Origin of the sequence: Streptomyces sp. NPDC005863, assembly GCF_042871345.1 — a bacterium.
Lineage (GTDB): Bacteria > Actinomycetota > Actinomycetes > Streptomycetales > Streptomycetaceae > Streptomyces.
In genome coordinates this window covers 1,381,190-1,407,461 of sequence record NZ_JBIAII010000002.1, presented here as the reverse complement: position 1 = coordinate 1,407,461, position 26,272 = coordinate 1,381,190, and the positions used below count along the sequence as shown (strand labels likewise).

Annotated in this window: 22 protein-coding genes; 11 read left to right on the top strand and 11 right to left on the bottom strand. The window is 72.8% G+C overall.

The features are described 5' to 3' along the window. Positions 1–4 precede the first annotated feature (4 nt). Positions 5–814, bottom strand: a complete 810-nt coding sequence (locus ACFYO9_RS12280) for a polysaccharide deacetylase family protein (protein WP_388666168.1) — start codon at positions 812–814, stop codon at positions 5–7. Between the two features lie 193 nt (positions 815–1,007). Then, complete coding sequence (locus tag ACFYO9_RS12275; protein ID WP_358773391.1) at positions 1,008–1,205, bottom strand: hypothetical protein; 198 nt, start codon at positions 1,203–1,205, stop codon at positions 1,008–1,010. Between the two features lie 250 nt (positions 1,206–1,455). Here ACFYO9_RS12275 and ACFYO9_RS12270 point away from each other — a divergent pair, with 250 nt between their 5' ends. Next, a complete protein-coding gene (locus ACFYO9_RS12270; protein WP_358773393.1) occupies positions 1,456–4,938 on the top strand; it encodes a hypothetical protein in 3,483 nt (1,160 codons plus the stop codon). Positions 4,939–5,035: 97 nt separating this feature from the next. Beyond that, positions 5,036–6,052 (top strand): hydroxyacid dehydrogenase, encoded by a 1,017-nt coding sequence (locus ACFYO9_RS12265; protein ID WP_358773395.1) that lies wholly within the window; start codon positions 5,036–5,038, stop codon positions 6,050–6,052. Positions 6,053–6,082: 30 nt separating this feature from the next. Here ACFYO9_RS12265 and ACFYO9_RS12260 read toward each other — a convergent pair whose 3' ends face one another. After that, a complete protein-coding gene (locus ACFYO9_RS12260; RefSeq protein ID WP_355805443.1) occupies positions 6,083–6,337 on the bottom strand; it encodes a DUF6332 family protein in 255 nt (84 codons plus the stop codon). A 123-nt stretch (positions 6,338–6,460) separates the two neighbouring features. Here ACFYO9_RS12260 and ACFYO9_RS12255 point away from each other — a divergent pair, with 123 nt between their 5' ends. The 3 genes from ACFYO9_RS12255 to ACFYO9_RS12245 are packed head-to-tail and all read left to right on the top strand — an operon-like array spanning position 6,461 to position 10,395. Further along, positions 6,461–7,330, top strand: a complete 870-nt coding sequence (locus tag ACFYO9_RS12255; protein WP_358773397.1) for an ABC transporter ATP-binding protein — start codon at positions 6,461–6,463, stop codon at positions 7,328–7,330. Further along, positions 7,327–8,307, top strand: coding sequence for an iron-siderophore ABC transporter substrate-binding protein (locus tag ACFYO9_RS12250; protein ID WP_358773399.1), 981 nt, complete (start codon positions 7,327–7,329; stop codon positions 8,305–8,307). The genes ACFYO9_RS12255 and ACFYO9_RS12250 overlap by 4 nt, the downstream gene beginning before the upstream one ends. Before the next feature lie 12 nt (positions 8,308–8,319). Then, positions 8,320–10,395: an iron ABC transporter permease gene (locus ACFYO9_RS12245; RefSeq protein WP_358773401.1), complete on the top strand. Its 2,076-nt coding sequence runs from the start codon at positions 8,320–8,322 to the stop codon at positions 10,393–10,395. 24 nt (positions 10,396–10,419) lie between these two features. Here the strand turns inward: ACFYO9_RS12245 and ACFYO9_RS12240 are convergent, their stop codons facing one another. Then, complete coding sequence (locus ACFYO9_RS12240; RefSeq protein ID WP_355805454.1) at positions 10,420–10,833, bottom strand: MerR family transcriptional regulator; 414 nt, start codon at positions 10,831–10,833, stop codon at positions 10,420–10,422. 503 nt (positions 10,834–11,336) lie between these two features. On the opposite strand from ACFYO9_RS12240, the gene ACFYO9_RS12235 reads away from it, so the two are divergent. Together ACFYO9_RS12235 and ACFYO9_RS12230 are read left to right on the top strand one after the other, a co-directional pair. Further along, positions 11,337–12,836, top strand: coding sequence for a SulP family inorganic anion transporter (locus ACFYO9_RS12235; protein WP_358773403.1), 1,500 nt, complete (start codon positions 11,337–11,339; stop codon positions 12,834–12,836). A gap of 147 nt (positions 12,837–12,983) precedes the next feature. Continuing rightward, positions 12,984–14,717 carry an alpha/beta hydrolase gene (locus ACFYO9_RS12230; protein ID WP_358773405.1) on the top strand — a complete coding sequence of 578 codons (1,734 nt, stop codon included), beginning with the start codon at positions 12,984–12,986 and terminating at the stop codon, positions 14,715–14,717. A 20-nt stretch (positions 14,718–14,737) separates the two neighbouring features. Here the strand turns inward: ACFYO9_RS12230 and ACFYO9_RS12225 are convergent, their stop codons facing one another. From ACFYO9_RS12225 to ACFYO9_RS12215, 3 genes are all read right to left on the bottom strand, one after another. Then, positions 14,738–15,364 (bottom strand): VanZ family protein, encoded by a 627-nt coding sequence (locus ACFYO9_RS12225; protein ID WP_358773407.1) that lies wholly within the window; start codon positions 15,362–15,364, stop codon positions 14,738–14,740. A gap of 82 nt (positions 15,365–15,446) precedes the next feature. Next, entirely contained in the window at positions 15,447–15,839 is a 393-nt protein-coding gene (locus ACFYO9_RS12220; protein ID WP_355805466.1) for a DUF2267 domain-containing protein, read from the bottom strand. Between the two features lie 100 nt (positions 15,840–15,939). Further along, entirely contained in the window at positions 15,940–16,887 is a 948-nt protein-coding gene (locus tag ACFYO9_RS12215) for a YihY/virulence factor BrkB family protein (protein WP_358773408.1), read from the bottom strand. A gap of 412 nt (positions 16,888–17,299) precedes the next feature. Here ACFYO9_RS12215 and ACFYO9_RS12210 point away from each other — a divergent pair, with 412 nt between their 5' ends. Continuing rightward, complete coding sequence (locus ACFYO9_RS12210; protein WP_358773410.1) at positions 17,300–18,529, top strand: amidohydrolase family protein; 1,230 nt, start codon at positions 17,300–17,302, stop codon at positions 18,527–18,529. Positions 18,530–18,601: 72 nt separating this feature from the next. Here the strand turns inward: ACFYO9_RS12210 and ACFYO9_RS12205 are convergent, their stop codons facing one another. After that, entirely contained in the window at positions 18,602–19,816 is a 1,215-nt protein-coding gene (locus ACFYO9_RS12205) for a MalY/PatB family protein (protein ID WP_358773809.1), read from the bottom strand. Between the two features lie 207 nt (positions 19,817–20,023). On the opposite strand from ACFYO9_RS12205, the gene ACFYO9_RS12200 reads away from it, so the two are divergent. Next, a complete protein-coding gene (locus tag ACFYO9_RS12200) occupies positions 20,024–20,245 on the top strand; it encodes a hypothetical protein (RefSeq protein ID WP_358773411.1) in 222 nt (73 codons plus the stop codon). Between the two features lie 56 nt (positions 20,246–20,301). On the opposite strand, the gene ACFYO9_RS12195 is transcribed toward ACFYO9_RS12200, so the two are convergent. Further along, positions 20,302–21,108 (bottom strand): class I SAM-dependent methyltransferase, encoded by an 807-nt coding sequence (locus ACFYO9_RS12195; RefSeq protein ID WP_358773413.1) that lies wholly within the window; start codon positions 21,106–21,108, stop codon positions 20,302–20,304. Between the two features lie 219 nt (positions 21,109–21,327). Further along, on the bottom strand, positions 21,328–21,702 hold the full coding sequence (locus tag ACFYO9_RS12190; RefSeq protein WP_355805481.1) for a PRC-barrel domain-containing protein: 375 nt from the start codon (positions 21,700–21,702) through the stop codon (positions 21,328–21,330). 369 nt (positions 21,703–22,071) lie between these two features. Between ACFYO9_RS12190 and ACFYO9_RS12185 the strand changes: the two genes are divergently transcribed. Together ACFYO9_RS12185 and ACFYO9_RS12180 are read left to right on the top strand one after the other, a co-directional pair. Next, on the top strand, positions 22,072–22,290 hold the full coding sequence (locus ACFYO9_RS12185; RefSeq protein WP_355805484.1) for a hypothetical protein: 219 nt from the start codon (positions 22,072–22,074) through the stop codon (positions 22,288–22,290). A 291-nt stretch (positions 22,291–22,581) separates the two neighbouring features. Then, positions 22,582–24,735, top strand: a complete 2,154-nt coding sequence (locus ACFYO9_RS12180) for an ATP-binding protein (protein ID WP_358773416.1) — start codon at positions 22,582–22,584, stop codon at positions 24,733–24,735. Here ACFYO9_RS12180 and ACFYO9_RS12175 read toward each other — a convergent pair. Beyond that, the coding region (locus ACFYO9_RS12175) for a hypothetical protein (RefSeq protein WP_388666165.1) at positions 24,732–26,272 on the bottom strand (1,541 nt) is incomplete at its 5' end. The genes ACFYO9_RS12180 and ACFYO9_RS12175 overlap by 4 nt on opposite strands.

Here is a 26,272-nt window from a genome sequence, read left to right as displayed (position 1 = left end):
GGTCCTAGCGGTAGACCTTGCCTGGCTCCGCCTTGCCCGGCGCGAGCAGTTGCGGCACCGTCACGAAGACGTAGCCCCGCTTCTTCAGCTCGTCGATGACGCCGGGGACGGCCGGCACGGTCCCCTTGTAGATGTCGTGGAGCAGGATGATGCCGTCCCGCTTCGTCTGGTCGAGGACCCGCTTCTGGATCAGCTTGGAGTCATTGGTCGTGTAGTCCTTGGCCGTGACGGTCCACAGGACCTCAGAGAGGCCGAGCTCCTTGGAGAGCTTGTTGACGTCGTCGTTGGTGCGGCCCTGCGGCGGGCGCATCAGCGTCGGCTTCTTGCCTATGAGCTTCTGTATCGCCTTGTTGGGGCGCTCCAGCTCCTCGCGCGCCTCCGAGGCGTCGACCTTCGTCAGGATCTTGTGCGACCAGGTGTGGCTGGCGACCTCGTGGCCCTCGGCGTCCATCTGCTTCACGAGCTCGGGGTACTTCTCGATGTGGTTCTTGCCGAGCGTGAAGAACGTGGCGTGGACCTGCATCTCCTTGAGGATCTTGAGCAGTCTGGGCGTGTTCTCGCTGGGGCCCGCGTCGAAGGTCAGCGCCACGCACTTCGCCTTGCGGCAGTCGACGGCACCCGTCTTCCCCTGATCGGCGGCCTTCACGGCCGCCGCCGCGTTGCGCACGGAGCTGGGCGAGGTGGTGTGGAGCTGTGTACACCCCGTCATCACGAGGGTGAGCGCCGCCCCCGTCGCGAGGACGGAGGCGGTACGACGGAACCTCTTGGGCGATCGCGTCATCTTGCTGTCGGAAGGGCTGTTCAGAGCGGGCATGCAAGCACTATACACGCGGTGTATACACCTAGTTTATAGAGGTCCGCTCGCCCTCACTCGTGCATGATCGGCTGGGCGCTTTCCGTGTTCGGTGCCTAGGTGGGGGTCGGCGGCGGTCCGTGGTGGCCGTTGGTTTGGGCCCCGCGCGTGGTCCCCGTGGCGTGCGCCCCGCAGCGCACCCACCCCCCCCGCCTTAGTGGCCCCGCGCCCACCAGTCGGCGCCCGCCAGCAGGAGCGGGCCCGCCGTCTCGGCCACGCTCAGGACGGCGCGCCGCCCCGCCGCCCGCCACAGGGGGCGGTCCCGCGCCTCGGGGGCCGCGTCCTGCCCCGTCGGCGCCCGGCCCTCCGTCGCCTCGCCGTCCCCCCGAACCTCACCTCGGTCGTCTCGCACGCCAACCTCCTCCGCCCCAGGGCTCGTTGCCCTCGACCGCACCTGGTGTGCGGCCGGTGACCTCACTCTCTGGCCGTACGGCGCCGTGACCCCGTACTCCCGGGCGAACCGGGCGAGCGGCGCACTATCCTGCTGGTCAGCGCCCTCTGCGGGCCGCCGCCCGGATCACCCGTTCCGGGGAGAACGGGCAGGGTGGGCAGGAAGGGGCGGGCCGGAAGGGGTGAACGCCGACGGGGGAGGGCGCGGAAGGATGGGCACGGCCAAGCACAGGCTCTGGTCCCAGCTGCGCGGACTGTACGAGCGGGCGTCGGCGGCCCGGCGCGCCCAGGGGCTGTCCGACGGGCAGGCCGCGATGGAGCGGGAGCTCAGGGCCCGTGGTCCGGCGGGCGCGCGGGGCTTCTCCGGCAAGCGGATCAGTGAGTGGGTGCCCGCCGAGGCGTCGCGCCAGGTCATCCCCCAGGCGCGGAACGACGACCGCGTCATCGCGCTCGCCCGCCTCTTGGCCGAGTGGGCCGGCGAACCCGCGCCCGGACGCGGACTGCGCGACCTGCTGGACGAGGCGCGCGAGGAGCAGGCGCGCGAGCGGATGCAGGAGCGGGGGGACGGGGGCGCGCAGCGGTCCTTCCGTGACCATCCGACGGTACGGGACGTCACCCCCTGGCACCTGGAGGTCCGCCGCGCCCAGTACCCCGGCGCCCCCGACCCGTCCGCCGCGCCCCTCACCCCGTACCTCATCCGCGACCACGACCACGCCCTGCGCGATCACCTCAAGTCCGCGCTCCACGGCGGGACTTCGGTGCTCGGCGTACTGACCGGCGACTCGTCGACCGGGAAGACGCGGGCCCTGTACGAGGCGGTCCTGGACGTCGCCCCGGACCACCGGCTGGTGCGGCCGACGACCGCCCGCGCACTCCTCGCCCAGCTGGCCGACGGCGAGATCGGCGACGGATGCGTGCTCTGGCTCAACGAGCTCCAGCGGATCCTGCACGACCGCGAAGGGGACGACGCCGCCGCCGAGTTGGCCGCAGTCCTCCAGGAGCGCGCAGGCATCGTCGCCGTCGCGGCGCTCTGGGAGGACCCGTACTGGCGCGGGTTCACCGCCCAGGGGCGGCCCGGCGACCCGTCCCGGCACACCCGGACCCTGCTGAGCGGGCCGCACGCCCGACGCTTCCGGGTGCCCCGCACGCTGACCGTCGCGGAACGCGCCCGGTGGCGTGAACTCGCCCTAGACCACCAGGACTTCCGCCTCCACTCGGCCGGACGCGCGGGCGCCGAGGACGGGCAGGTCGTCCAGCACCTGAGCGGCGGCCCCGAGTTGCTGGCCGACTACCGGAGCGGACCCGGCGGCCACTTCACCCCGCGCGAACACGCCCTGGTCACCGCCGCGCTCGACGCCCGCCGCCTCGGCCACCAGGCGCCGCTCTCCGCGCCCCTCCTTGCCGCGGCGGCCGACGGGACCCTCGCCCCGTACGACCGGGCGTCCGCCGCGGACTGGGCCGGTCCCGAACTGGACGCGCTGACGGGCGGCGTACGCGGGGACGGTGCGCGCCGCACCCTCGTACCGCTGAGCGCGGTGCGGGAGTTCGCCGGCGCGCCGCCGCGCTACGAACCCGCCGACTACCTCGTCCAGCACGCCGCCCCCGCCCACCCGAGCCCCGCGGGCTCCGCGGCGCTGTGGGAGGCGCTCGTCCGGCACACGCCCGACCTCGAGGACCTGCACCGGCTCCAAGGTGCGGCCTGGCGGCGCGGCCTGATCGCATACGCCCTGCGCCTCGACCGGCGCGCCGCGCTCGCCGGCGCCGCGGACGCGTGCACGCGCGTCGTCGAGCGCATGGCCGGTCACCCCGACGCCGCGCAGGCCGCCGCGTGGGCGGCGACGGCCCATCGGGACCCGTCCTACGGCAACGCGACCGCCCGCCTCCTCACCGCCCTGCACAGGTCGGGCTCCCCGGCGGCGGTGGCCACCCTCGCCCGGCGCACCGTCGCGGCGACCGACCCCACGGACGTCAGGGGCCTCGCCGAACTCACGCGGCTCCTGGCCGGGTACGGAGTACCGGACGAAGTCGTCACACCCCTCATCGACTCCTTGCTGGCCCAGGTGGACCGGGTCGACCCCGATGCGGTCAACTGGGTGCTGCGGGAGCTGGCCGATTCGCCCGCCCAGCGGGCCGTCGAACCGCTCGCCCACCACGCGGCCACCCGTGCCGGGCTGGCGAACAGCTGGGGTCCGACGCACAGTTGGCGTCTGGGTCAGCTCCTGCGCGTACTGAAGGAGGTCGGCGCGAGCGACGCGCTGGACACCCTCGTGGCCCGCGTCGTGGCCTCCGCCGAGCAGATCCAGCCCGACGAACTCCCGTGGCTGATAGACATGTTGCAGCAGACCGGCGCCGAACGAGCCGCCCGCACCCTCCTCGCCCGGAACCCGGCCGCCGGGATGGACCTCACCGAGGCCGACGTCGTCCTACGGCTGCTCCACGTGCTCCGCGAGGCCGGTGACGACGACGGGGTACGCACCCTGCTCGACCGCTCCCCCGCCCGGCAGGTCGACGTGGTCGGCCGCCCGGACCTCTACGACATCGGAACGCTCCTCTGCCGGCTGCTCACCGAGCTTCAAAGCCTGGGCGCGGAGGCGGAGTTCGCGCTGCTTGCCGAGCGCGTGGCGGCGGGAGCCGACGTGGAGGGCCCGGACGAGGTGGCGGCGTTCCTCGACCTGTTCCACACCGCCGGCCGGACGGACTGCGCACGCCGGCTGCTGGTCCGCGCCCCGATGTCCGGCATCGACTACTACGATCCGGCGGAACTGCGCCCGCTTCTGGACGTGTTGCTCGGTACCGGCGCGACGGCGGAGTTCGACGCGCTGGCGGCGTGTGTCGCCCACGACGTGGAGATCACCAACCCGGACTTCGTCGATGAGGTCGTCCAGGTGATGTGGGCGGCGGGCGAGGACCGGGGGATCGCCCCGCTGATGGAGCGGGCGCTCGCCCATCGGCCGTGCGAGGAGATGGTCTTCCTGGCCGGTTCGTTGCGCCGGGCCGGAGCGGCGGAGGCCGGCACACGGCTTGCCCGGCACATCGCCGAGCACGTCGAGAACCCGGACGTGAACACCATGGACCTGGTCCTCTGGACGCTGCGGGCCGACGCCTCCGACGCCGTACGCATCCTGCTCGGCCGCGGACTCCTGGACCGTCTCGACGTGACCGACCACAAGGACTGGTACACCCCCGCAGACCTCATCGAGACCCTGTGCGAGCTCGGGGAGACCGAGGCGGCGGTGTCCATCGCCGAACAGGCCGTCGCCACGATCGAACTCACCGCCACCCACGACGTCGGCCAGCTCATCGCCACCCTCACCGCCCACGACCTGACCGGCCCGCGCGGGGACCTCGTCCGGCGGGCGGCCACGGGCGCCGCCCTGACCCACATGAACAGCGTCGCCCGGCTGATCGAGGCGTTCCTCGCGGCCGGCGAGACCGAAGCGGTCGACGTGCTGCTGCGCCGCGACCCGCTCGCACACGTCGACCGGGGCGGCGCGACGGACTCCTGCCACCTGGCCCTCGTGACGGCCCTGCGCAAGGCCGGGTCGCCCCGGGCCGACGAGTTCGCGCGCTGGTCCCGTGCGGCCGGCCACCTCCCCGACGAGCCCCGGTTGCCGTACGGCTCGGACCTCGACGGCGACCCCGCCGGCCCGTGGTCGTGGGACCACATCGTCGTAGCGGATCGGCATCTGACGTAACGCCAGGCGCTTTGACACCTGACGTAACGTCAGGCGACCCGGACCCCACGTAATGTGCAGACGCGAGGAGGAAACCGTCCGTCCCACGAGGAGGAAGATGTCATCGTCCCGCCGGCCGCGCGCCGCGCTCGCCATGTCGGGCAGGGCTGTCGAGGCCGTTCTGGAGCCGCACGTTCTCGCCTCCCTCGCCGAGCTCACCGACCTCGAACCGCCGCCCGTGCTCGACGACTTCGGTACCGGGCGGGCCCGCGGCGTGCTCGCCGGCGTCGAACTCCTCGTCACCGGGTGGGGCTGCCCGCCGCTCACCGCCGAGGTGCTCGCGGGCGCCCCGCGGCTGCGCGCCGTCGTCCACACGGCCGGCTCCATCCGCGCCCACGTCACCGACGCGTGCTGGGCGCGCGGCATCCAGGTGTCGTCCGCCGCCGCGGCCAACGCGCTGCCCGTCGCCGAGTACACCCTCGCGATGATCCTGCTCACCGGGAAGCAAGTCCTGGAGAGTGCCCGGGACTTCCGCGCCACCCGTACCGAGGTGGACTGGTCGCGCACGTCACGCGACATCGGCAACTACCGCCGCACGGTGGGCATCCTCTCCGCCTCGCTGATCGGCCGCCGCGTCATCGAGCTACTGCGCCCGCACGATCTGCGGGTGCTCCTGCACGACCCGTACGTCACCGAGGACGAGGCCGCCGCACTCGGCGTGGAACGCGTGTCGCTGACCGAACTCTTCGCCCACAGCGACACGGTGAGCGTGCACACGCCGCTGCTGCCCGCCACCCAGGGCCTGGTAGGCCCCGACCTGCTCGCGTCCATGCGCCCCGGCGCCGTACTCATCAACACCGCCCGCGGCGCCGTCGTCGACCAGGACGCGCTCACCGACGCCGTCACGGCGGGCCGCATCCGCGCGGTGCTCGACGTGACCGACCCCGAAGTCCTGCCGCGGGAGCACCCGTTGTGGGAGAGCGAGCACGCACTCCTCACCCCGCACATCGCGGGCTCCCAGGGCAACGAGTGGCGGCGCCTGGCCGAACTCGCCGTCGACGAGGTCCGCCGCTGGGCCGCCGGCGACGGCTTCGCCCACCCGGTGCCGTACGACCGACTGGCGTACCTCGCCTGAGTCGCCGCGCGGCCACCTCCCCGTAGTGTCTCAACGCCCGGCGCTGCGGTCCCGGTCGTGCAGGAGCAGCACTCGCACCAGCTGCCACACGGCGGCCGCGCCGCCCAGCGCGCCGCCGGTCCAGCGCAACGCCTTGTCGGCGCCTCCCGGCAGCTCCCAGAACAGGGCGGGCGCCAGCACGGCACCGAAGACGAGGAGGCCGACGACCGACGCGCTCACGAGCGCGAAGACGATCTCGACGGTCATCGCGTCCTTCTCCCAGCGCGACTCACGGCCCTTGTCCATGGACGGAGTTTCGCACGGGGCTCGCGGAGGCTCGGCCAGGAGGGAATCTGGCTGAATACACCCTTGTGTCCGTACCTTGGGAGCCTGTTTCACCCGAGAGTAAGGTTAGGCTAACCTCGCCTCGTGCAGGAAGCTCGCGCAGGTGAAGAGACGGGTACGAACCCCCGCCCCCCAGGCCACGAACTGGCCGCCACGGGCGTCACCGTGGCGTACGACGGCGTCGACGTCGTACACGACGCCTCGATGACGCTGCGGTCCGGCGACGTCACCGTCCTCGTGGGCCCCAATGGCAGCGGGAAGTCGACACTGCTGCGCACCCTCGCGCGGCTGCAGCGCGCCCGTACCGCCTCGCTCGTCATCGACGGCGCGACCGACGGACTCGCGCTCGGCCCCCGCGAGTTCTCCCGCCACGTCGCCCTGCTCACCCAGGGCCGCCCCACCCCGAGCGGACTGACGGTGCGGGACGTCGTCGAGTTCGGGCGCTACCCGCACCGGGGACGGTGGGGCAAGGCCGACCCGGGCGGCCGGGCCGCGGTGGACCGCGCGCTCGCGCTGACCGGCGTGACGGAGCTCGCCGAGCGCGGCGCCGAGCACCTGTCCGGCGGGCAGCTCCAGCGCGTCTGGCTCGCCGGCTGCCTCGCCCAGGAGACGGGCGTGCTCCTGCTCGACGAACCCACCAACCACCTCGACCTGCGCTACCAGGTCGAACTCCTCGACCTCATGCGGGACCTGGCGGACGACCACGGCATCGCCGTCGGCGCCGTCCTGCACGACCTCGACCAGGCCGCGGCCGTCGCCGACCGGATCCTCCTGCTCCGCGCGGGACGGATCGTCGCGCACGGCGCACCCGAGGACGTCCTGACCCCGGAGCTGCTCACCGACACGTACGGCATCCGCGTCGACGTCGACTCCGACCCCCGCACCGGCCGCCTGCGCACCCGCGCCGTCGGCCGCCACCACTCGCGAAGCGAAAGGCTCAGCGCCACCTCATGAGACGCCTCCTGTTCACCGCGGCGGCCACCACCGCCGCGGCCCTCGCCCTGTCCGCCTGCGGAACCACCGAGCCCGCCGCCGACGACGCAAAGAAGGGCGCGGGTTCCCTCACCCTCACCGACGGCACCGGCACAAAGGTGCGCCTCGACGGACCCGCCGAGAAGGTCGTCGGCACCGAGTGGAACGCCGTCGAGAGCCTGATATCCCTGGGCGTCCAGCCGACCGGCGTCGCCGACGTCAAGGGCTACAAGACGTGGGACACCGCGGCCCCATTGACGAACGACCCCACCGACGTCGGCACCCGCGGCGAGCCGAGCATGGACACCCTCGCGTCGCTCAAGCCCGACCTCATCGTCGCCACCACCGACCTGCCCGCCGCGGCCGTGAAGCAGATGCGCAGGATCGCCCCGGTCCTCAACCTGCGTCCCGCCGACGCCGAGGACCCGATCGGCCAGATGACCGAGAACCTCGACCTCCTCGCCAAGGCCACCGGCACCACCGCGCGGGCCGACAAGCTGAAGAAGGACTTCGAGGCGAAGCTCGCCGACGGCAGGAAGAAGCTCGCCGCCGCCGGACACGACGGCGCGAAGTTCGCCTTCGCCGACGGGTACGTGACCGGCAACCAGACCTCGATCCGCCCGTACACCAGCGGCTCCCTGCTCGGCGCCGTGAACGAGAAGCTCGGCCTGAAGAACGACTGGCAGGTCAAGGGCGACAAGGCGTACGGCCTCGGCGCCACCGACGTCGAGGGCCTCACCAAGTTGGCCGACGACGTGCGGTTCGCGTACATCGGCAACGACGGCGACAAGGGCAGCAACCCGTTCTCCGGCGTCCTGAAGAAGGACAAGGTGTGGACGTCGCTGCCGTTCGTGAAGCAGGGCAACGTGCACCGGCTGCCGGACGGCATCTGGATGTTCGGCGGTACCGAGTCGATGAAGCAGTACGTCGACTCCGTCGTCGCGGCGCTGAAGAAGTAGCCCCGTAGCCCCATGGCCGTCACCGCGAACACCACCACCCCTGCCGCCCGCCCGCCGGCCACCGCGTCCCGCACCGGCGCGGCCGCGGTGACGGCCGCCCTGATCCTCCTCGTCGCCGCCCTCGCCGTCGTCGACATCACCCAGGGCACGGCCTCCGCCGTCGGCCCCTCCCAGGTGTGGAAGGCGCTCACCGGACGGGCCGACACCGCCGACGCGTCCGTCGTCGTCGCCTCCCGGCTGCCGCGCATGACGGCGGGGCTGCTCGTCGGCGCCGTACTCGGCACGGCGGGCGCCGCGCTGCAGGCCGTCAGCCGCAACGTCCTCGCCTCGCCCGACACCCTCGCCGTCAACGCGGGCTCCTACCTCGCCCTCGGCCTGGCCGCCGCCACCGGTCTCTCGCTGCCGGTGCTCGCCTCATCGGGCGTGGCGTTCGCCGGCGGCCTCGCGGCGGCGGCCGTCGTCCTCGGGCTCTCCGGTCCGGGCGCGGGCACCGTCCGCCTCGTCCTCGCAGGCAGCGCCCTCACCTTCGGGCTCACCGCCGTCACCGAGGGCCTGCTGCTGCTCTTCCCGCAGGAGACTGAGGGCCTCTACCAGTGGAACCAGGGCGGTATCGCGCAGAACGGCTTCGACGGCGTCCTGCAGATGGCGCCGGTCGCCCTGGTGGGCCTGGCCGGGCTGATCGTCCTGGCCCGCCGGGTCGACGCCCTCGCCCTCGGCGACGACGCCGCGCGCGGTGTCGGGGTCCCGGTCCGCGCCACCCGCGTCATCGCCGTCGTCCTCGCCGCCCTGCTCTCGACGGCCGCCGTCACCCTCGCCGGACCCATCGGCTTCGTGGGCCTGTGCGCGCCCGCCCTCGTGCGCCCGCTCGCCCGCAGGTTCCGCGCGTTCACGCGGTCCCGCGCGCGGCTGCCGTTCGCGGGCCTCACCGGCGCGGCCCTGGTGCTCGGTTCCGATGTGCTGCTGCGCGCCGTCGTGCCCTCGGACACCGCGGTCGCCGTGCCGACCGGCGTCGTCACCAGCCTGGTCGGCGCCGTCTTCCTCGTCGTCATGGCCGCGCGGGCGCGGGACACGGCAGGAGCCGCCCCGGCCGAACGGCTGCGCATCCGCAGCAGGACGGTCCTCGTCGTCACGACCGCCGTCCTGGTGACGGTGCTCGTAAGCCTCACGATCGCCGCCGTGCTGATCGGCGACAGCAAGCTGCTCCTCGGCGACGTCGTCAACTGGGCGCAGGGCAGGGCCGGCCGGACCGTCTCGTTCGTCCTCGACACCCGTGTCCCGCGCGTCCTCGCCGCCCTGCTCGCGGGCGCCGCCCTCGCGCTGGCGGGCACCCTCATCCAGGCGGTGACCCGCAATCCGCTCGCCGACCCGGGCATCCTCGGCGTGACGAACGGCGCCGCGGTGGGCGCGGTGCTGCTCGTGACGACGGTGCCCCTGGCCGGCTCCTTGAGCATCGCCGCCGGCGCCTTCGCGGGCGCCGCCGCTGCCGCGCTCATCGTCTTCGGCCTCGCGGCCCGTGGCGGATTCCGGCAGAACCGGCTCGTCCTCGTCGGGTTCGGCGTCGCCACCGGGTCGGCGGCCGTCGTCAGCCTGCTGATCATCCTCACCGACCCGTTCAACGCGACGAAGGCGCTCACCTGGCTCGCCGGCTCGACCTACGGCCGGACCCTGCCCGACGTGACACCCCTCGCCGTCGTCCTCGCCGCGGGCCTCGCCGTCGCGGTGGTGCGGCGCACCGAACTCGACATCGTGTCGCTCGACGAGGACACCCCGAAACTGCTCGGCCTGCGGCTCGGCCGCGGACGCCTCGGCTTCCTCGTCCTCGGCGTGCTGCTCAGCGCCACGGCGGTGGCCGCGGCCGGCACGATCGGCTTCGTCGGGCTCGTCGCACCGCACGCGGCCCGTGCCCTGGTGGGCCGCCGCCACGTCCGGGTGGTGCCGGTCGCGGTGCTCCTCGGGGCGATCCTCGTGTGCGCGGCGGATCTCGTGGGCCGGACGGTGATCGCACCGGCGCAGCTCGGCGCCGGGCTCATGACGGCGGTGATTGGAACGCCGTACTTTCTTTATTTGCTGGTACGTGGGCGACGGTGAGGTGGCCCTTCACGGGCTGGCACGTCAGGCGGGCGACGGACAGGGCACCCGTTCGAGGCGCTCGCGCAGCGTGCCGGCGAACTCCTCGGCCCGGCCCAGCTGTTTGCGCAGGTCGGCGACGCACTCGGCCGTGAGCTGTTCGAAGTGCCGTACGCGTACCAGCAGCGCTTCGAGCTCGGCGCCTTCCGGCGGTTCGGGCGCGTCGAGCCGGTCGGCGGCGTGCAGCAGGTCCCGCATCTGGTCGAGGGTGAAACCGAGCGGCTTCATGCGCCGGATCACCATCAGCCGTGCGACATCCCTCTCGGTGTAGAGCCGGAAACCACCCTGCGAACAGGCGGAGGGGGTGACCAGACCGGTGTCCTCGTAGTACCGGATGGTGCGCAACGACAGCTCGGTCCGTGCGGCGACCTCGCCGATCTGCATGTGCTCACTGCTCACGCGGACGCCCTTCCGTATCCGTTGCCGATGATCTGTCCCGTAACGTTAGGTAGACTAAGTGATCGTCGGGGTGGATCGCGTGATGCCGCGCCCATGATCGGGACGGTTGCTCCGTTTCCCGTTGTCGCGCCCGACAGCCGTGTCGGGGTCGCCGCCGCCCCCGCCTCCGTACTCTTCCCGGCCGTGTCCGGCGAGGACCGACGCCCGCAGGAGTGAGCGTGCGCATGCCCCCGACGCCGAGCGCCGCCGCCTGCCCGCCGTGATCCTCCGCTTCGGCATGTCCGTGGGGTATCCGGCCTCGTGACATCCCGCCTCGTGATCTTCTGCTGCTGTGTGGCGAGCCCGCCCGTTCGCGGGCCGCGCCGCCGCTGGTCTTCCGCCCGCCGCAGCGGGCCCCGCGGATTTCCGCCCGGTCTTCCGCACTGTTCCGCACGTCCCCCGGCGACACCGTTTCCAGGCGCCGCCGCTGGTGCCGTGCCCGAGCACGACAGGTTCCGCTTCTCTTGTCCTCCTCCGTACCGTCCCCGGCCGCGCGGTTGCGCGCGTTGCGCCCCGACTGGCTGAACGACCCGAGGGTCTGGCGCACCGAGATCCTCGGCGGCCTGGTCGTCGCGCTCGCGCTGATCCCCGAGGCGATCTCGTTCTCGATCATCGCCGGCGTCGATCCCGCGATCGGCCTCTTCGCGTCGTTCACGATGGCCGTGACGATCTCGATCGTCGGCGGCCGCCGCGCCATGATCTCCGCCGCGACCGGCGCCGTCGCCCTGGTCATCGCCCCGCTCAACCGCGAGCACGGCCTGGGCTACCTGGTCGCCGCGGTGATCCTGGCCGGCGTCTTCCAGATCGTCCTCGGCGCGCTGGGCGTCGCGAAGCTGATGCGGTTCGTCCCGCGCAGCGTGATGGTCGGCTTCGTCAACGCGCTGGCCATCCTGATCTTCATGGCGCAGGTCCCCGAGATGCACGACGTGCCCTGGCCCGTCTATCCGCTGATCATCGGCGGCCTCGCGCTCATGGTCTTCTTCCCGAAGATCACGAAGGTGGTCCCGGCGCCGCTCGTCTCCATCGTCGTCCTGACCGCCATTACGCTCGCCGCCGGGATCGCGGTCCCGACCGTCGGCGACAAGGGCGACCTGCCGTCCTCGCTGCCGGTCCCGGGCCTGCCCGACGTGCCCTTCACCCTCGACACGCTCACCACCATCGCCCCCTACGCCCTCGCGATGGCGCTGGTCGGCCTGATGGAGTCGCTGATGACGGCGAAGCTCGTCGACGACATCACCGACACCCGCTCCTCCAAGACCCGCGAGTCCATCGGGCAGGGCGTCGCCAACATCGTCACCGGCTTCTTCGGCGGCATGGGCGGCTGCGCCATGATCGGCCAGACGATGATCAACGTACGGGTGTCCGGCGCCCGCACCCGCCTTTCGACGTTCCTGGCGGGCTCCTTCCTTATGGTGCTCTGCATCGTCTTCGGCCCGGTGGTCTCGGACATCCCGATGGCCGCCCTGGTCGCCGTGATGGTGATGGTGTCCTTCGCGACCTTCGACTGGCACTCCATCGCCCCGAAGACCCTGAAGCGGCTGCCCGCCGGGGAGATCGCGGTCATGGTGATCACCGTCGCGGTCGTGGTCGCCACGCACAACCTCGCGATCGGCGTCGTCGTCGGCACGGTCACCGCGATGGTCGTCTTCGCCCGCCGCGTGGCTTACCTCGCCGACGTCACGGCGGTCGTCGACCCCGACGGCACGCAGGTCGTGTACGCGGTCACCGGCGCGCTCTTCTTCGCCTCCTCCAACGATCTCGTCCACCGCTTCGACTACCCGGGCGACCCCGACAAGGTCGTCATCGACCTGACCTCGGCGCACATCTGGGACGCGTCCTCGGTCGCGGCGCTCGACACGATCACCGGCAAGTACGCGCAGCGCGGGAAGACGGTCGAGATCATCGGCCTGAACGAACACAGCGCCAAGATGCATGGGGCGCTGAGCGGGGAGCTGAAGGTCTGACGGCGGCCATTTTGTGGGGGGAACCAGTGGTTCCTTAGGGGCGGTTGGGGTCAGACCCCTACGGGGCATTCCAGGGTCTTGCCGGATATCGGTCGGCGTCCGCGGCGGGCGAAGATCGAGACCGGACGAGGCGAGGGAGCGGTCACCGTGGTGGAGCGTCACGCGGGGAGTGAGGGGTGCGGTTACGTGCGGGAGCACGGCCGGGGACGAGGGCGGCGGCTGTTACGTGGCGGACGGCTGTCTCTGGTCTGGGGCGCGGTGTTCGCCGTGATGGTCGGCGCGGTGGGCATTGGGGGTGCGGGGGCCGCGGGGGCGGCGGGTTCGGTGGGCGATACGGGCTCGGTGGGTGCGGTGCCGGCGGCTTCGGTGGCTCCCGCCGCCTCGGTGGGCGAGGTGGGCGAGGTGGGCTCCGCAGACCAGGTGGGCGTGGGGCCGGTGCCGGGGCCGCCCGCGGGTGCGGGCTCACGCATCGCGTGGCGGCCGTGCGAGCAGGACGCGTCGGCGGAGTGCGGCGCGCTGTCGGTGCCGGTGAACTGGGCGGAGCCGGGCGGGGAACGGTTCGATCTCCAACTGGCCCGGCGCACGGCCACCGACCCCGGCGCGCGGGTCGGCTCCATGGTGTTCGGCCCCGGCGGACCCGGGGACTCGGGCGTGGAGCGGATTGTGGGCAAGGGCAACATGGCCCGGTTCAGCGACAGACTCCGCAGCCGCTTCGACATCGTCAGCTTCGACCCGCGCGGGGTGGGCCTGAGCAACCCGGTCCGCTGCTCGCAGCGGCTCCTGGACCGCCGCCCGCCGACGGTCATCAAGGACCAGGCCGCCTTCGACGCCACGGTGAGGTACAACCGCGAGCTGCGCGCGGACTGCCGGAAGAACACCGCACACGGCCTCTTCGACCACGCGGACACCCTCAGCATGGTCAAGGACCTCGACGCGATCAGAGCGGCCCTCGGCGAGCGGACCCTGACCTTCCACGGCAGTTCGTACGGCACGCTGCTCGGCGAGCAGTACGCGGAGCAGTACCCGGAGCGGATCCGTGCCCTGGTCCTGGAGGCGGTGGTCGACCACAGCCTGGGCACGCGCGAGTTCCTCACCACCCAGGCCGCGACGCTGCAGGACTCCTTCGACGAGTTCGTGGCGTGGTGCGACCGGTCCGAGGACTGCGCACTGCACGGCTCGGACGTACGGGCACTCTGGACCGACCTTCTGGCCGGAGCCGAGCGCGGAGACCTGTCGGAGGGCGGCACGACACTGGCGCCGTTCGACCTCAACGTCCTGGTGATGAAGCGGCTGTACGACCCTGAGTGGCGGAGGCTCGCGGAGTTCCTGCACGGCCTGAGCGAGGACGGAAGCGGCAGCAAGGGTACGCGGACGGCCGGGGACACGGGACCGAGCGCGGCGGCGAGCACGGGACCGAGCAAGCCCGCGAGCACGGGAGCCGAACCCAGCCTGGGGAGCAACCCGTTCGAGATCTTCTGCCAGGACTGGCGGCTCCCGGTGCGCGACTACCAGGATTACGCACGGGAGTTGCGCCGCGTCGCCAGGACGGCGCCGGACATGCGATACCCCCGGGCCCTGATGTCCGTCTCGGCCTGCCTCGGCGCACCGCAGCCCGACAACCCGCAACACCGCCTGAAGGTGCGGAACACCCGCCCCCTGCTCCTGACCAACTCGATCCACGACCCGGCGGCCGGTTACAGCTGGGCCACCTCCGTCGCCCGCCAACTGGGCCGCCACGCCGTCCTGCACACCTACGAGGGCTGGGGCCACGGCACCTACAGCAGCAGCCCCTGCGCCCAGCGGACGGTCGACGACTACCTGATCGAGGCGAAGGTCCCGGCCCGCGGAGCGAGCTGCCCGGCCGTGGAGCCGACCGGATGAGGAGGGCATCGGATGAGGGGTCAGACACCTGCGGTGTCGCGCCGGGTGAAGCGGTGCCACCAGTGATGCCGACGAGGGTGGACCGCACGGCCGAGGCGCCGACCCAGGAAGAGATAGCCGAGCAGGGCCCCCGCCGTGTTGAGGATGACGTCGTCGATGTCGAAGGTGCGCCCGGTCACGAACGCGCCCTGGGCCAGCTCGACGAGCACCATGGTCACCGCGGTGGCGAGGCCCACCCGGATGAGGCCACGGGTGCGCGGCAGAACCACGGGCAGCAGAAGCCCGAACGGCACGCCCAACAGGATGTTCCCGCCGAGCTGCTTGACCGTGTCACGGAACGCGGGCTCCGAGAGATAGTCGCCGATGGAGTCACCGGGGGTGAAGTTGCTGTGGGTCAGCGCCTCGGAGGCCGCAGAGGGCTCCAGCGTCAGCCGGGCGAGCACCACGCCGAACGCGACCATGCCGGCGAACGCCACCAGCATGGTCGCCGCCCGGGCCAGCGGTGACAGGGGCGCGGCCCGCGGGGGAGCGGTCCGGTCGAGCCGCTCGCCGGTGGTTTTGGTACGCCCCGTCCCGGAGCCCCCCTTATAGCTATAGGGGCGCGTCGTCGTGGGACGCGCGGACTTGGAGCGACGTATTCGTGCCATCAGTGCCTCCAGGAAGGGCCATGCCCATCGGCCGGTCGATGGCGGCGTCGTCCGATGACCGCCGGTGGGCCGCCGGGCCGGTTCACGTCGGTTCGGTGCGGCCGAACAGGCCGGCGTGCCCGGGCGGGAGCTGGGTGAGGATGCGGCGCAGCAGCGCGTCGTCCGCGGTCCTCGCGAGCGTGCCGAGTACGGCGGTGACGGCGCGGCGTGCTTCGGCCGGGTCGTCGCCGGTCCGCGCGGCCACGGCGTCGACGAACTCCAAGGGGGTGAGCGGCTCGCTGGCGGGCTCGGCCTCGGCCAGCACAGGACCGCACTGTTCGGGGAGGAGACGGGCGAGGTCGGTGCGGTCGTCGCCCACCAGATGGGCGCCCAGTATGGCCAGGACGTTCTCGACGGCCCCCGCCGCCTCCTGACGACTGGTGAAGTCTCCGCGCTCCTGCACCTGATCGAGCAGTGCTTCCAGGGATGTGCCCATGCCGACTCCGTACTCCGTGCCTCTAGGGTCCGGTTCTTGCTCCGGTTACCCGAGCGGGCCGACCTGATGCGTGCGGTACGCCCCACCGCGCGGCGAGGCCTTACCGCACGGCGGCTCGCGCGCGGTCCATCTCCACCGTGAACTGCGCCCCGGCGAGCAGCGCCAGATTGGACACCCACAACCAGACGAGGAAGACGACGACACCGGCGAGGGAGCCGTACAGCTTGCCGTAGGTGCCGAACCAGGAGGCGTACAGCGTGAACAGTCCGGAGGAGAGCAGCCAGAGCACTGCGGCGAGGAGCCCGCCGGGCAGGATGTGGTGCCAGTCGCGGGCCTCGGGCGGCGCGTTCCGGAACAGGACGAGGACGAGCAGCAGCACGAGACAGACCAGGGCCGGCCACCTCAGGACGGCCCAGGCGGTCTGCCCCGCGTCACCGAGGCCGATGCGCTGCCCCACGCTCTCGGCGAAGGACCCGCTGACGACGAGGAGCAGCGCGCTGGCGACCAGCAGCGCGAGCAGCGACACCGCGGTCATCAGCACGCGGTGGCCCTTGCGCCAGACGGGCCGGGTGTCCTCGACGCCATGCATGGCGTGCAGCGCGCGCCGGAACACGGCCGCGTAACTGGAGGCGGACCACAGCGCGCTGACCCCTCCGGCGATCACGACGGTGAGGGCCGCGGAGCGCGCGTCGGCCATCTCGCTGAGCGCCGAGTGCAGGGAACGTCCCGACTCCGCGGGCGCCCAGTCGGTGACCTCGGCGATGAGCGCCTGGGTGGTGCCGGGGCTGACCAGGCTGATGAGGCTGACGCTGACGAGCATGGCCGGGAGGAGGGCGAGTATCGCGTAGTACGTCAGGGCCGCCGCCCAGTCCGACACGTCGTCGTCCCACATCGCGACGGGGGTGCGGCGCAGCGCGGTACGCCGCAGGGCCCAGGTCGACGGGGAGTCGGGGGTGGCGTCGGCCCCGTCCGCAGGGGAGGAGCCCGGCCCGCGGCCGTGCGGGAGTTGGAGGGGGACACCGTGCACGGGGGGCGTCGGACTGTCCATGGAGGCTGCTCCTTCGTGCAGGTCGGCGGCGGGGCTGCCACCTCTTGTTGCCTTGTTCCCTGGTTCTCTTGTCCGTGTTCCCCTGTTTGACCCGCGGCACGGGGTGGCGTGACGCGCTCGCCGCGACGTGCACCCGGACGTGCGCGGGAAGACAAGAAGCCCTGGACTCCGCGTACGGAGTCCAGGGCTCGTGTGGAGCGCTGGGCAGGCCTTGCACCTGCATTTCCCCGCAGGAAGCGGGGCGTCTTTCCTTGGACGACCAACGCCGGTCCCCTGGCCGGAAGCCCGGCGCGAGGAGGCAAGATTGATCTTAGACCATCGAGGCCGGTGCTCCATGCCGGTGCTCCATGACGCCGACGGCCCGGACCGCGGTTGCCGGTTACCTCCCTGCCCCGGCGGGGAGAATGAGCGGATGCTGATCACCGCGGACCGAGTCCTGACAGGTACGGGTACGAACACGGGCACGGACGCAGGCGCGGCCACGGAGACCGGCTCGGGCTGGGACATGGGTGCGTGCGTGGAGAACGGGGCCGTGCTCATCGACGGCGGGAAGATCGCCGCCGTCGGCACGCACGACGAGATCCGTCGTGTGGCGGAGCCGGGCGTCAGACACATCGCCCACACCGGCACCCTCATGCCGGGCCTCATCGACTCTCACGTTCACCTGATCTTCGACGGCTCCACCGACCCGGTCGCCGGGTTGCGCGACACCGACGAGGTCCTGCTCGGCCAGATGCGCGGCCGCGCCCAGGAGTTGCTGCGGGCCGGGGTGACGACGGCCCGTGACCTCGGCGACCGCAACGGCCTCGCCTTCCGGGTCGCCGCCGAGACCGCGGACGGACGACTGGCAGGACCGCGCGTCCTCGCGGCCGGCACCCCGGCGACCCCGCCCGGCGGACACTGCCACTTCCTCGGTGGCGAGGTCGCCGGCGAGAAGCAGGTGCGCGATCTGGTGCGGCGCAACGCCGACGCGGGCGCCGCCGTCATCAAGGTCATGACCAGCGGGGGAGGCCTGACGAAGGACGGCCCGCGCAGTTGGCAGAGCCAGTTCTCCCGCGAGGAGTTGCATGCCCTGGTCGACGAGGCGCACGCCGCCGGGCTCCCGGTAGCCGCGCACGCGCACGGCGCGGACGCGATCACCGAGGCGGTCCGGGCAGGGGTGCAGACCCTGGAGCACTGCACGTGGATGACGGAGAGCGGCTTCGACCTCCGCGCCGACGTCCTGCGGCGCATCGTGGACGAGGACATCGCGGTCGGCCTCACCGTCTCGCCGCACTGGCGGATGCTGCCGCAGGTGTTCGGCGAGGAACGCGCGGCCACGATGTTCGACCAGATCCGGCAGATGGCCGACGCAGGGGCGAACCTCGTCCTCGGCACGGACGCGGGCGTCCAGCGCACCGGCTTCGACGGCTTGCCCGGCGCGCTCTCCTTCTACGCCCACATCGGTATCCCGAACGCCCGCATCCTCGCCATGGCCACCCACCGCGCCGCCCGCACCCTCGGCCTGGCCGACGTCACCGGCCGCATCGCCCCCGGCCTCAGCGCCGACCTGCTCCTCGTCGACGGCGACCCGCTGGCGGACCTGGAGGCGTTGAGGAAGGTGCGCACGGTGGTGGCCGCGGGGCGCGTTTCGGGCGAGTGAGGGGAGTGGCCCCAGTTGTGACGGGGGCGTGGCCGCAGTCGTGACAGGCGTGGCCGCAGTGAGGCCCACGGTTCAGGGGTGCCGCGTCCGGGCGGCCGATGCCATGCGCTGGACGGCCTCCGTGAGGAGCTCCGGGGAGGTGGCCAGGTTCAGGCGGACGAAGCCCGCGCCCCCGGTGCCGAAGTCGGGGCCGGGGCTCAGGGCCACCCGGCCCCGATCCAGGAAGGTGGCCGACGGGTCGTCGCCGAGGCCGAGTCCGCGGCAGTCCAGCCAGGCCAGATAGGTGCCCTGGCCGGGGCGGTGTCGTACGGCGGGCAGGTGCTCGCGCAGCAGTTCGCCCAGCAGGCGACGGTTCTCGTCCACTCCGGCCAGGAGCGCGTCGAGCCAGGCGCCACCCTCCCGCAGGGCCGCGGTGTGGGCGATGATGCCGAGGTGGCTGGGGCCGTGGCCGACCTCCTCGGGGAGGCTGGCCAGATCGTCCGCGGACGCCGGTCCCGCGACGGCGATGGCCGCCTTGAGGCCGGCCAGATTCCAGGCCTTCGACGCGGACAGGAGCGACAGGCCGTCCTCGGCGCCCGGCACGCTCAGATACGGGGTGAACCGGGTGCCCTCGGCCACGATCGGGGCGTGGATCTCGTCGACCACGACCCGGACGCCGAACTGCCTTGCCAGCCGGGCGACTTCGGCGAGTTCGGCGGCGGTGTGCACCGTGCCGGTGGGGTTGTGCGGGCTGCAGAGCAGGTACACCGGCTGTCCGCCACGGGCGACGGCCGCACCGAAGGCATCCTTCAGGCCGGGGAAGTCGATCCGGCCCTCCACGTTGAGGGGCGCCTCGACGACCGGCCGGCTGTTGCTGCGTACGAACTGGTAGAACGGCGGATACACCGGGCAGTTGACCACCACGGGGTCACCGGGCCCGGAGACCAGCTTCAGCATCTCCATGACGCCGAGCATCACATCGGGGACGATCGCCGTGCGGGCGACGGCCAGACCGTCCCAGCCCCAGCGCCGCGCGGCGAACTCCGCGAACGCCTCGGCGTAACCGGTCCCCGCCGGATACCCCGTGTCCCCACGCTCCACCGCCTCCCGGATCGCCCGCGCCACCGGCTCGGCGAGCGGCACGTCCATCTCCGCCACCCACAGCGGCAGGACGTCGGCCGGATAGGCCCGCCACTTCATGCTCGTACGCTCCCGCAACTGCTCCAGGGAGAGCTGCCGCAGTGGATTTCCGGGGACGGTTCCGTCGTGGGACGCGGCGGGGTCGGGGTGGTGCGGCGAGTGCTCCATGGACTCCATGGAGGGGAGCGTAGGCAGGGAAGGCGGCCCCGGGCGGGTAATCCGGTGGAATCCGGGGCCGCTCGTATTCCACACTTGAGTGCAGGCGGTTACGGGGATTCACGCTCCGGGGCGTGAGTTCGCCCCCGCCAACTCCCGTCTATTCGCGCTCCCTTGACCTGCCAACCATGCCCCATCGACAAGTGAAGGAGGAACACCGTGTCGAAGCCCGTGCGTGTTGAATACGTTCTTTCCAAGCCCAACTCGCCCTCGTGGTGGAAGAGGAACCGGCACCTGGTCCTGCTCGTCGTGGGCCTGCTGGTCGGCGCGTGGCTCGTGGACGGCCACGACAGCACCGCCGCGCATCCTCCCGAACACCCGAGACCGGTCCACTCGAACTCGACCGTGTCCGACACCGACGCCGGCCGCGACGAGCGCTGACGGTCAACTACCGCCCCGCGCCCGCCCCATGAGCACCTGCCTCATGGGGCGGGCGTTCACGGAGTGGCGCACAGCAGGACCAGTGAACCCTCATAGGCCGCGCGGCCGCGGAGGTGGCCGAAGGCCTCGTCCCACGCGCCCGAGCCGAGGGCCCGGCGCAGGGAGGAGTCGAAGTCCTGGCGGGCCCGGTCGTCGATGAAGCTCCAGGCGGAGCAGGCCCGGCGGGCGGCGGGGTCGAGGAGGAGTTCGGGGCGCCCGTAGTAGGCCTCGTTGAAGTCGTCCGTGCAGTCCAGTGGGATCGGGACCGGCTGAACGGTGACGTCGCCGCCGAGCGCGGCCGTGAGCCGGTCCAGGGGCGGGTGGTGGCGGGCCTCGGTCTCCAGGACGTCCGGTGCGTACTCGTAGAGCCAGAAGTCGCGCACGCGCGCGGGGTCACAGGTCAGTACGGCGACCGGGCCGCGCGTCACACGGCGCATCTCGCGCAGCCCGGCCTCGACGTCGGCCCACTGGTGGACGCTGAAGAGGGTCATCGCCGCGTCGAACTGCCCGTCGGCGAAGGGGAGATCCTCGGCCACGGCGTCGATGGCGGTGGCGAGTCGGGCGGGGCGGCGGGCGCGCATGGCCGGTGAGGGCTCGACCGCGGTGATCGTGTGCGCCGCGTTCTCGTACGAGCCCGTGCCCGCGCCGACGTTGAGGACGCTGCGCGCGTCCCCGAGGGCCTGCGCGATGATGTGCGCGATGCGCTCATCGGGGCGGCGCCGGGCGCCGGAACCCGGCCCGGCCGGCCCGTGACCGGCGCCCGCGTCGCCGACGGTTCTGGCGCCGCAGGCCGCGATGGTGCCGTCGTGGGTGCGCATGACCATGGGGGGACCTCGTCTTTCGGGTCTGGCCGGGGCGGCGGCATCCGCACCCCGAACGACGACATCCATCTTGCATCTGCGGCACCGCAACGCATAGATGCCTTGCTGATGCTTGGGTGATCGGCCAAAAAGGGAGGCATTCGCCGCCCGGGGTTTGGATGATCGGAGGTGATCGGCCCCAACCCCGCCCCCAACCCCGCCCCCGACTCCGACCTCGGCGCGTCAGCTGGCGGGCTCGTCGAGGTGGTCGCCGGTCTCGTCGAGGTAGTGCCGGTCGATCTGTGCCCGGTAGCTGGGGTCGGTGACGCGCAGGTCCCTGTCGAAGCGGGGCGCGGCCTTGACGTGCTCCTTCGTACGGGGCACGTGCAGGGTCCGGTTGCCGTGGTCGACGTGCGCGACGGCCCAGAGGGGGAGCAGGACCTTCTTGCTCAGCAGCGCGCCGCCCGTGTCGACGACGAGGTGGTCGGGCGCCACCTCCTCGGAGGTGGGGTCCACTTCTCCGATCGAGCCGTCGCTCGCTTCCACCTCGTACCCGACGAGGTCGGCGGGGGAGACGCCCCGGTTCGGGGTCCCGGCGTCCTGGAGGCTGTCGGTCATCGCTCTGATCCTCTCCGTCGCGAGCGGCATCCGTGTCTCGTGCGGTGTGTGCGTCGCGTCTCTCGTGTGTTGCGTGTGGTGCGGGTGCTGCGTGTGCTGTTTGTGTCGCGGGGGTCGCTTGTCGGTGACGGATGGACCGCGCCGACCAGCGGTGAGGACCACATGTCCGCGCGGGCGGCGATGAAACCTTGGCCCGGGGTGATGTCAAGGGGGCGCCGTTGACGGGGAGTTGACGTCAGGAAGGGCAGGCGCGGTGGCCGGGCCCGGTGGGGCGGGGGTCGAGACGTTGCGGGACCTTCACATGTCGGGGCCCGTGAAGGCGGTCGAGCGGGGCAGCCGAACAGGGACGCCGCGGGGAGGTCGCCGCAGATGTTAGTTGTCGCGCTGTTGTTGTTGCCGGTCATGGGACTGCTGCTGATCGGGATGGACCGGGTCGAGGACCGGTTGAACGGAGAGGGATCACCGCCTTCCGGCCGCCATCGACGCCACCTGCGCCTCGTCTCCTCGCAGGAACGTTTGGGCTCCTCGCAGGAACGTTTGGGCCGCCGGAAACCGGCGACGGAGACCCGTCGCGACGAAGCGGCGTGAGCTCGGCGGCGGGAGGATTCCGCCCGCCGATCCACGGGTGAGGGTGCGTCGCCCACGGGGGTGGGGGTGCGTCGCCGCCCACGGATGGGGGCGCGTCGGTGACGCCGCGCGCCATCGAGGCCAAGGGCGACCGTCCGGCCACCAACGAATCCCCGCGCCCACGCACACACCCGCTCCCCCCGGCCCCCCACCCGATTTGACGCCGACTCAAATGTTTCCGTGGTCCTCACCCGCGGCGGTACAGTCCGGCGAAGTCGGAACGATGACCAGGGGACCAGGGGAGGGGCCGACGTGCTGGAAGTGGTGGCGCTGAGTGCGCTGACCGCGTTTCTCACCGCCGCGGGCAACGGCGCCGCGGGCGAGATGGGCAAACAAATGCTGCTCTCCACCGGAGCGTTGGCGCGCAGGACCATGGGGCGGGAGGCTCCGCAGCCGACGGGGCCCGAAGGGTGGCAGGCGCTGGCCGGCCAGGTGCACGCGCGGCTGGGCGACGACCCCCGGCGGGCGGAGGAGTGGGCCCTGCTCGTCCGCAGCACCCCCGACCAGAGCCCGACCCTGGCCCCGGCCCGCGGACTGCCGCCCGCCACACGGAACTTCACCAACCGTCAGCAGGTCCTGCGGCAGTTGAAGAGGGAGGCCACCCGCCCCTCCGCCGGCCGGCCGCGCGTCGCCCTGCTCCACGGCGCACCCGGGATCGGCACCACCGCGGTGGCCCTGCGCCTGGGCGCCGAGCTGCACGCCCGCTTCCCCGACGGCCAGTTCTACGTCGACCTGCGGGACGCCCCGGGTGGACACGGCCCGGAACCCGCCACCGTACTGCTGTTCCTGCTCCGGCAGATGGGCGTCACCCCCGACCGGACACCGCCCACCGCCTCGGGCCGCGAGGAGCTCTACCGGCGGCTCACCGCGGGCCGCCGGGCCCTGGTCGTCGTCGACCACGCGTCGTCCGTGGCCCAGGTCCGCCACCTCGTCCCGGCCACGCCCGACGTCTTCCTGCTGGTGGTCGTGTCCGGCCGGCCCTTCGCCCTGGAGGCCGAACGCGTACTCGTCCCCGCCCTGACCGACCGTTACGCCGTGCAGATGCTGCGGAGGGTGGCAGGACGGGACGGCCTCGCGCGCGCCAGGACGCGCATGCCCCGGCTGTTGGAACACTGCGCGGGCAACGCCTTCGCGCTGAAGACCGAGGCCCTGGGCCTGCTGGCCGAGGAAGCGCGGGAGGCGCGGGCGGCGCAGGAGACGGAAGAGGTCGAGGCGGCGCTGCGGGCCGGGGATTCGGGAGCGGACCCGGTGCGCCACGCGGCCCGGCAGGCCTGCGACCGGCTCGGTCCGACGGCTGCTCGGCTCGTCCGGCTGACGGCGCTGGGCGGCTGGCCTTCCGTCGACGCACACCTTGCCGCCGCGGCGGCCGACGTACCGCCCGATGAGGCGGACCGCATGCTCCAGGCGGCCGCCGACCTCCAGCTCGTCGAGCCCCTGTCCGACGGCCGTTACCGCTTCCGCCCCGAGGTGGGGCGGTACTTGGCGGACACAGCGGCCCCGGAGTACGGCATTCCCGAGTGCTCCGCCGCGGTGGCCCGCGTACTGGACGCCCTCCTGAACCGTGCCCTGCACGCGGCCCACGCGGCGCTGCCCCAGAGCTGGCGCACCGAGCCGGCGCCGCCCGCCGGATCCCCGTACCGGGGTGAGGCGGAGGGTGTCGCGGCGCTGGCGGCCGAGGTGGGCAACCTGGTCCGCGCGGTGTCCCTCGCGGAGGAGCACCAGCACGTCACGACCGCACTGCGGCTGGCCCGCGCCCTGTGGCCGCTGCAGCTGAAGGCGGGCCACTGGGACGAGGTGCTGCCCGCGCTGCGTACGGCGGCACGGTGCGCCGACGAGCACGAGCCGCGCTCCCGCACCGCGGCGGGCCTCCACTTCCAACTCGGCCACTGCCTGGGCGAGCTCAAGCGGTGGGACGAGGCAGGCCGTTCGGCGCAGGCCGCCGTCGAGAGCGAGCGCGCGGCGGGCCACCTGCGCGGCGAGGCGTCCTCCGTCGAACTGCAGGGCCTGCTGAACCTCTACGCGTGGCAGTTCGAGCCCGCGTACGAGAGGTTCGTCGAGGCCGAACGCATCTACCGTCGGATCGACGCCGGCCAGGAGGGCGCGGAGGACGTGCCGCGCGCCCTCGCGCTGGCCGAACGCCATCAAGGGCGGGCGCTGCGGGGCATGGGACGGACGGCGGAGGCGCGGCGTCTGCTGGAGTCCGCGGCGGAGTTCTTCAAGGAGCGGGGCGAGGGTTACAACCAGGCCCGCGCGCTCACGGATCTGGCCGAGACGCTCGCCGAGTCGGGCGAGCGCACCGAGGCGCTGACGAGGATCGCCGAGGCGGAGTCCCTGCTCACCCCGGCGGCCACTCCACACCTGCACTATCTCGCGGGATTGCGGCAGCGCTGCGAGGGGGCGCGTTAGGCATCCCCTCGGAGGGGTCCGGGACCCCCGTCGGACGGGGCCGGCAAGGGGTCCACGGTCACCGGGTGGGTGCCGCCCGCCACGTGCACGCGGAGCGTGACGCCGCCCGGTGGCACGCTGCCGCCCGCCGTCAGCCACGCGTACAGCGACGACGCGTACGCCGCCGGATCGGCGTCCGCGCCCGGCCCCGCGGACAGGCGGAACAGGCCGTGCTCCCGGCTGCGCACGGTGCAGACGTCAGGGCCGCCGACGTACGCGGCGACCGAGCAGTGCGCGTGCCGCTGCAGCACCTCGGCCGTCCACAGCTCCGGCCCGCCGAGACGCGGGTCGTCCGGGGCACCGTCGCCCACGATCACGTCGGCCGACTCCAGGGTGCCCGGGTCCCGGGTCTCCTCGTGCACGGCGAGGTGTACGTCGCCGTCCGCTTCGTAGGCGAGTTCGGTGGACCGCTCGATCACGACGTCCACGCCGTCGACCCGCGTGAGCACACGGAGGGGAGCGGTCCGGCGGGGCGGGTCGTACGGGGGGAGGGGCAGCGGTTCCAGCAGGGCGGGGGAGGCCGGCTCGGGGAGGTCCATCAGCGCGTAGAAGTGGCGGCGCAGGAGCGCTGCCGAGGAGCCGGGGGCCGAGGTGACGAACTCGGCCGGGTCGGCGGGAGAGGTGGGGGCGGGGGTTCGACCGTGTCCGGCGAAGAGCTGTTCCACCTGTGCGCGCAACGGGCCGTGCGGATCGATGCGTGGTGCGTCCCGGACGAACGCGGCGAGCGGCGTCTCGGGGTCAAGACGCTGCTCGCCGGTGGCGGCCAGGGATACGGGGAGGCCCAGGGCGGCCGCGTAGTAGGAGACGGCACCGAAGTCGCCGATCACCGCGTCGGCCGCCAGCAGGGCCTGCCGCCACGCGTGGGCGGGATCGATCAGGGTCAGCCCGGCGCGGCGGGCCCGGTCCAGCCAGGCGCGGACCTGGCCGGGGCCGTGCCCGTACCAGATGTTCGGGTGCAGGACGACGGCCAGCCGGTAGTCGTCGGCCGGCAACTCGGCGGTGAGGCGGGGGAGGAGGCTGGGGAAGAGGTCGTCATGGTCGCCGCTGTCGCCGCTGTCGCCGCTGTCGCCGCTGTCGCCGCTGTCGCCGCTGTCGCCGCTGTCGCCGCTGTCGTCGTCACGGCCGTTGCCGAAGAATCCCTCGGGGTTCCAGGTGGAGTTCAGGACGACGAGTCGCTGGCCTCGCCGTACGCCCAGGGCGCGCCGGAAGCGGTCGCGGTAGGGGCGCGCGGCGAGCATGCGGTCGAAGCAGGGGTCGCCGGCCAGTACGGAGACGTCGACCGCCTCGGGGCACACGCGCGACAGTCGCTCCAGCTGCTCCGGGTGCGACAGGACGAGGCCGTCCATGAACGGTTTGCCGTCCGCGAGGAGCCACTCCGCCGACAGACCGAACGTGGGCTCCCGGCTCCCGGCTCCCGGCTCCCGGCTCCCGGCTCCCGGCTCCCGGCTCCCGGCTCCCGGCTCCCGGCTCCCGGCTCCCGGCTCCCGGCTCCCGGCTC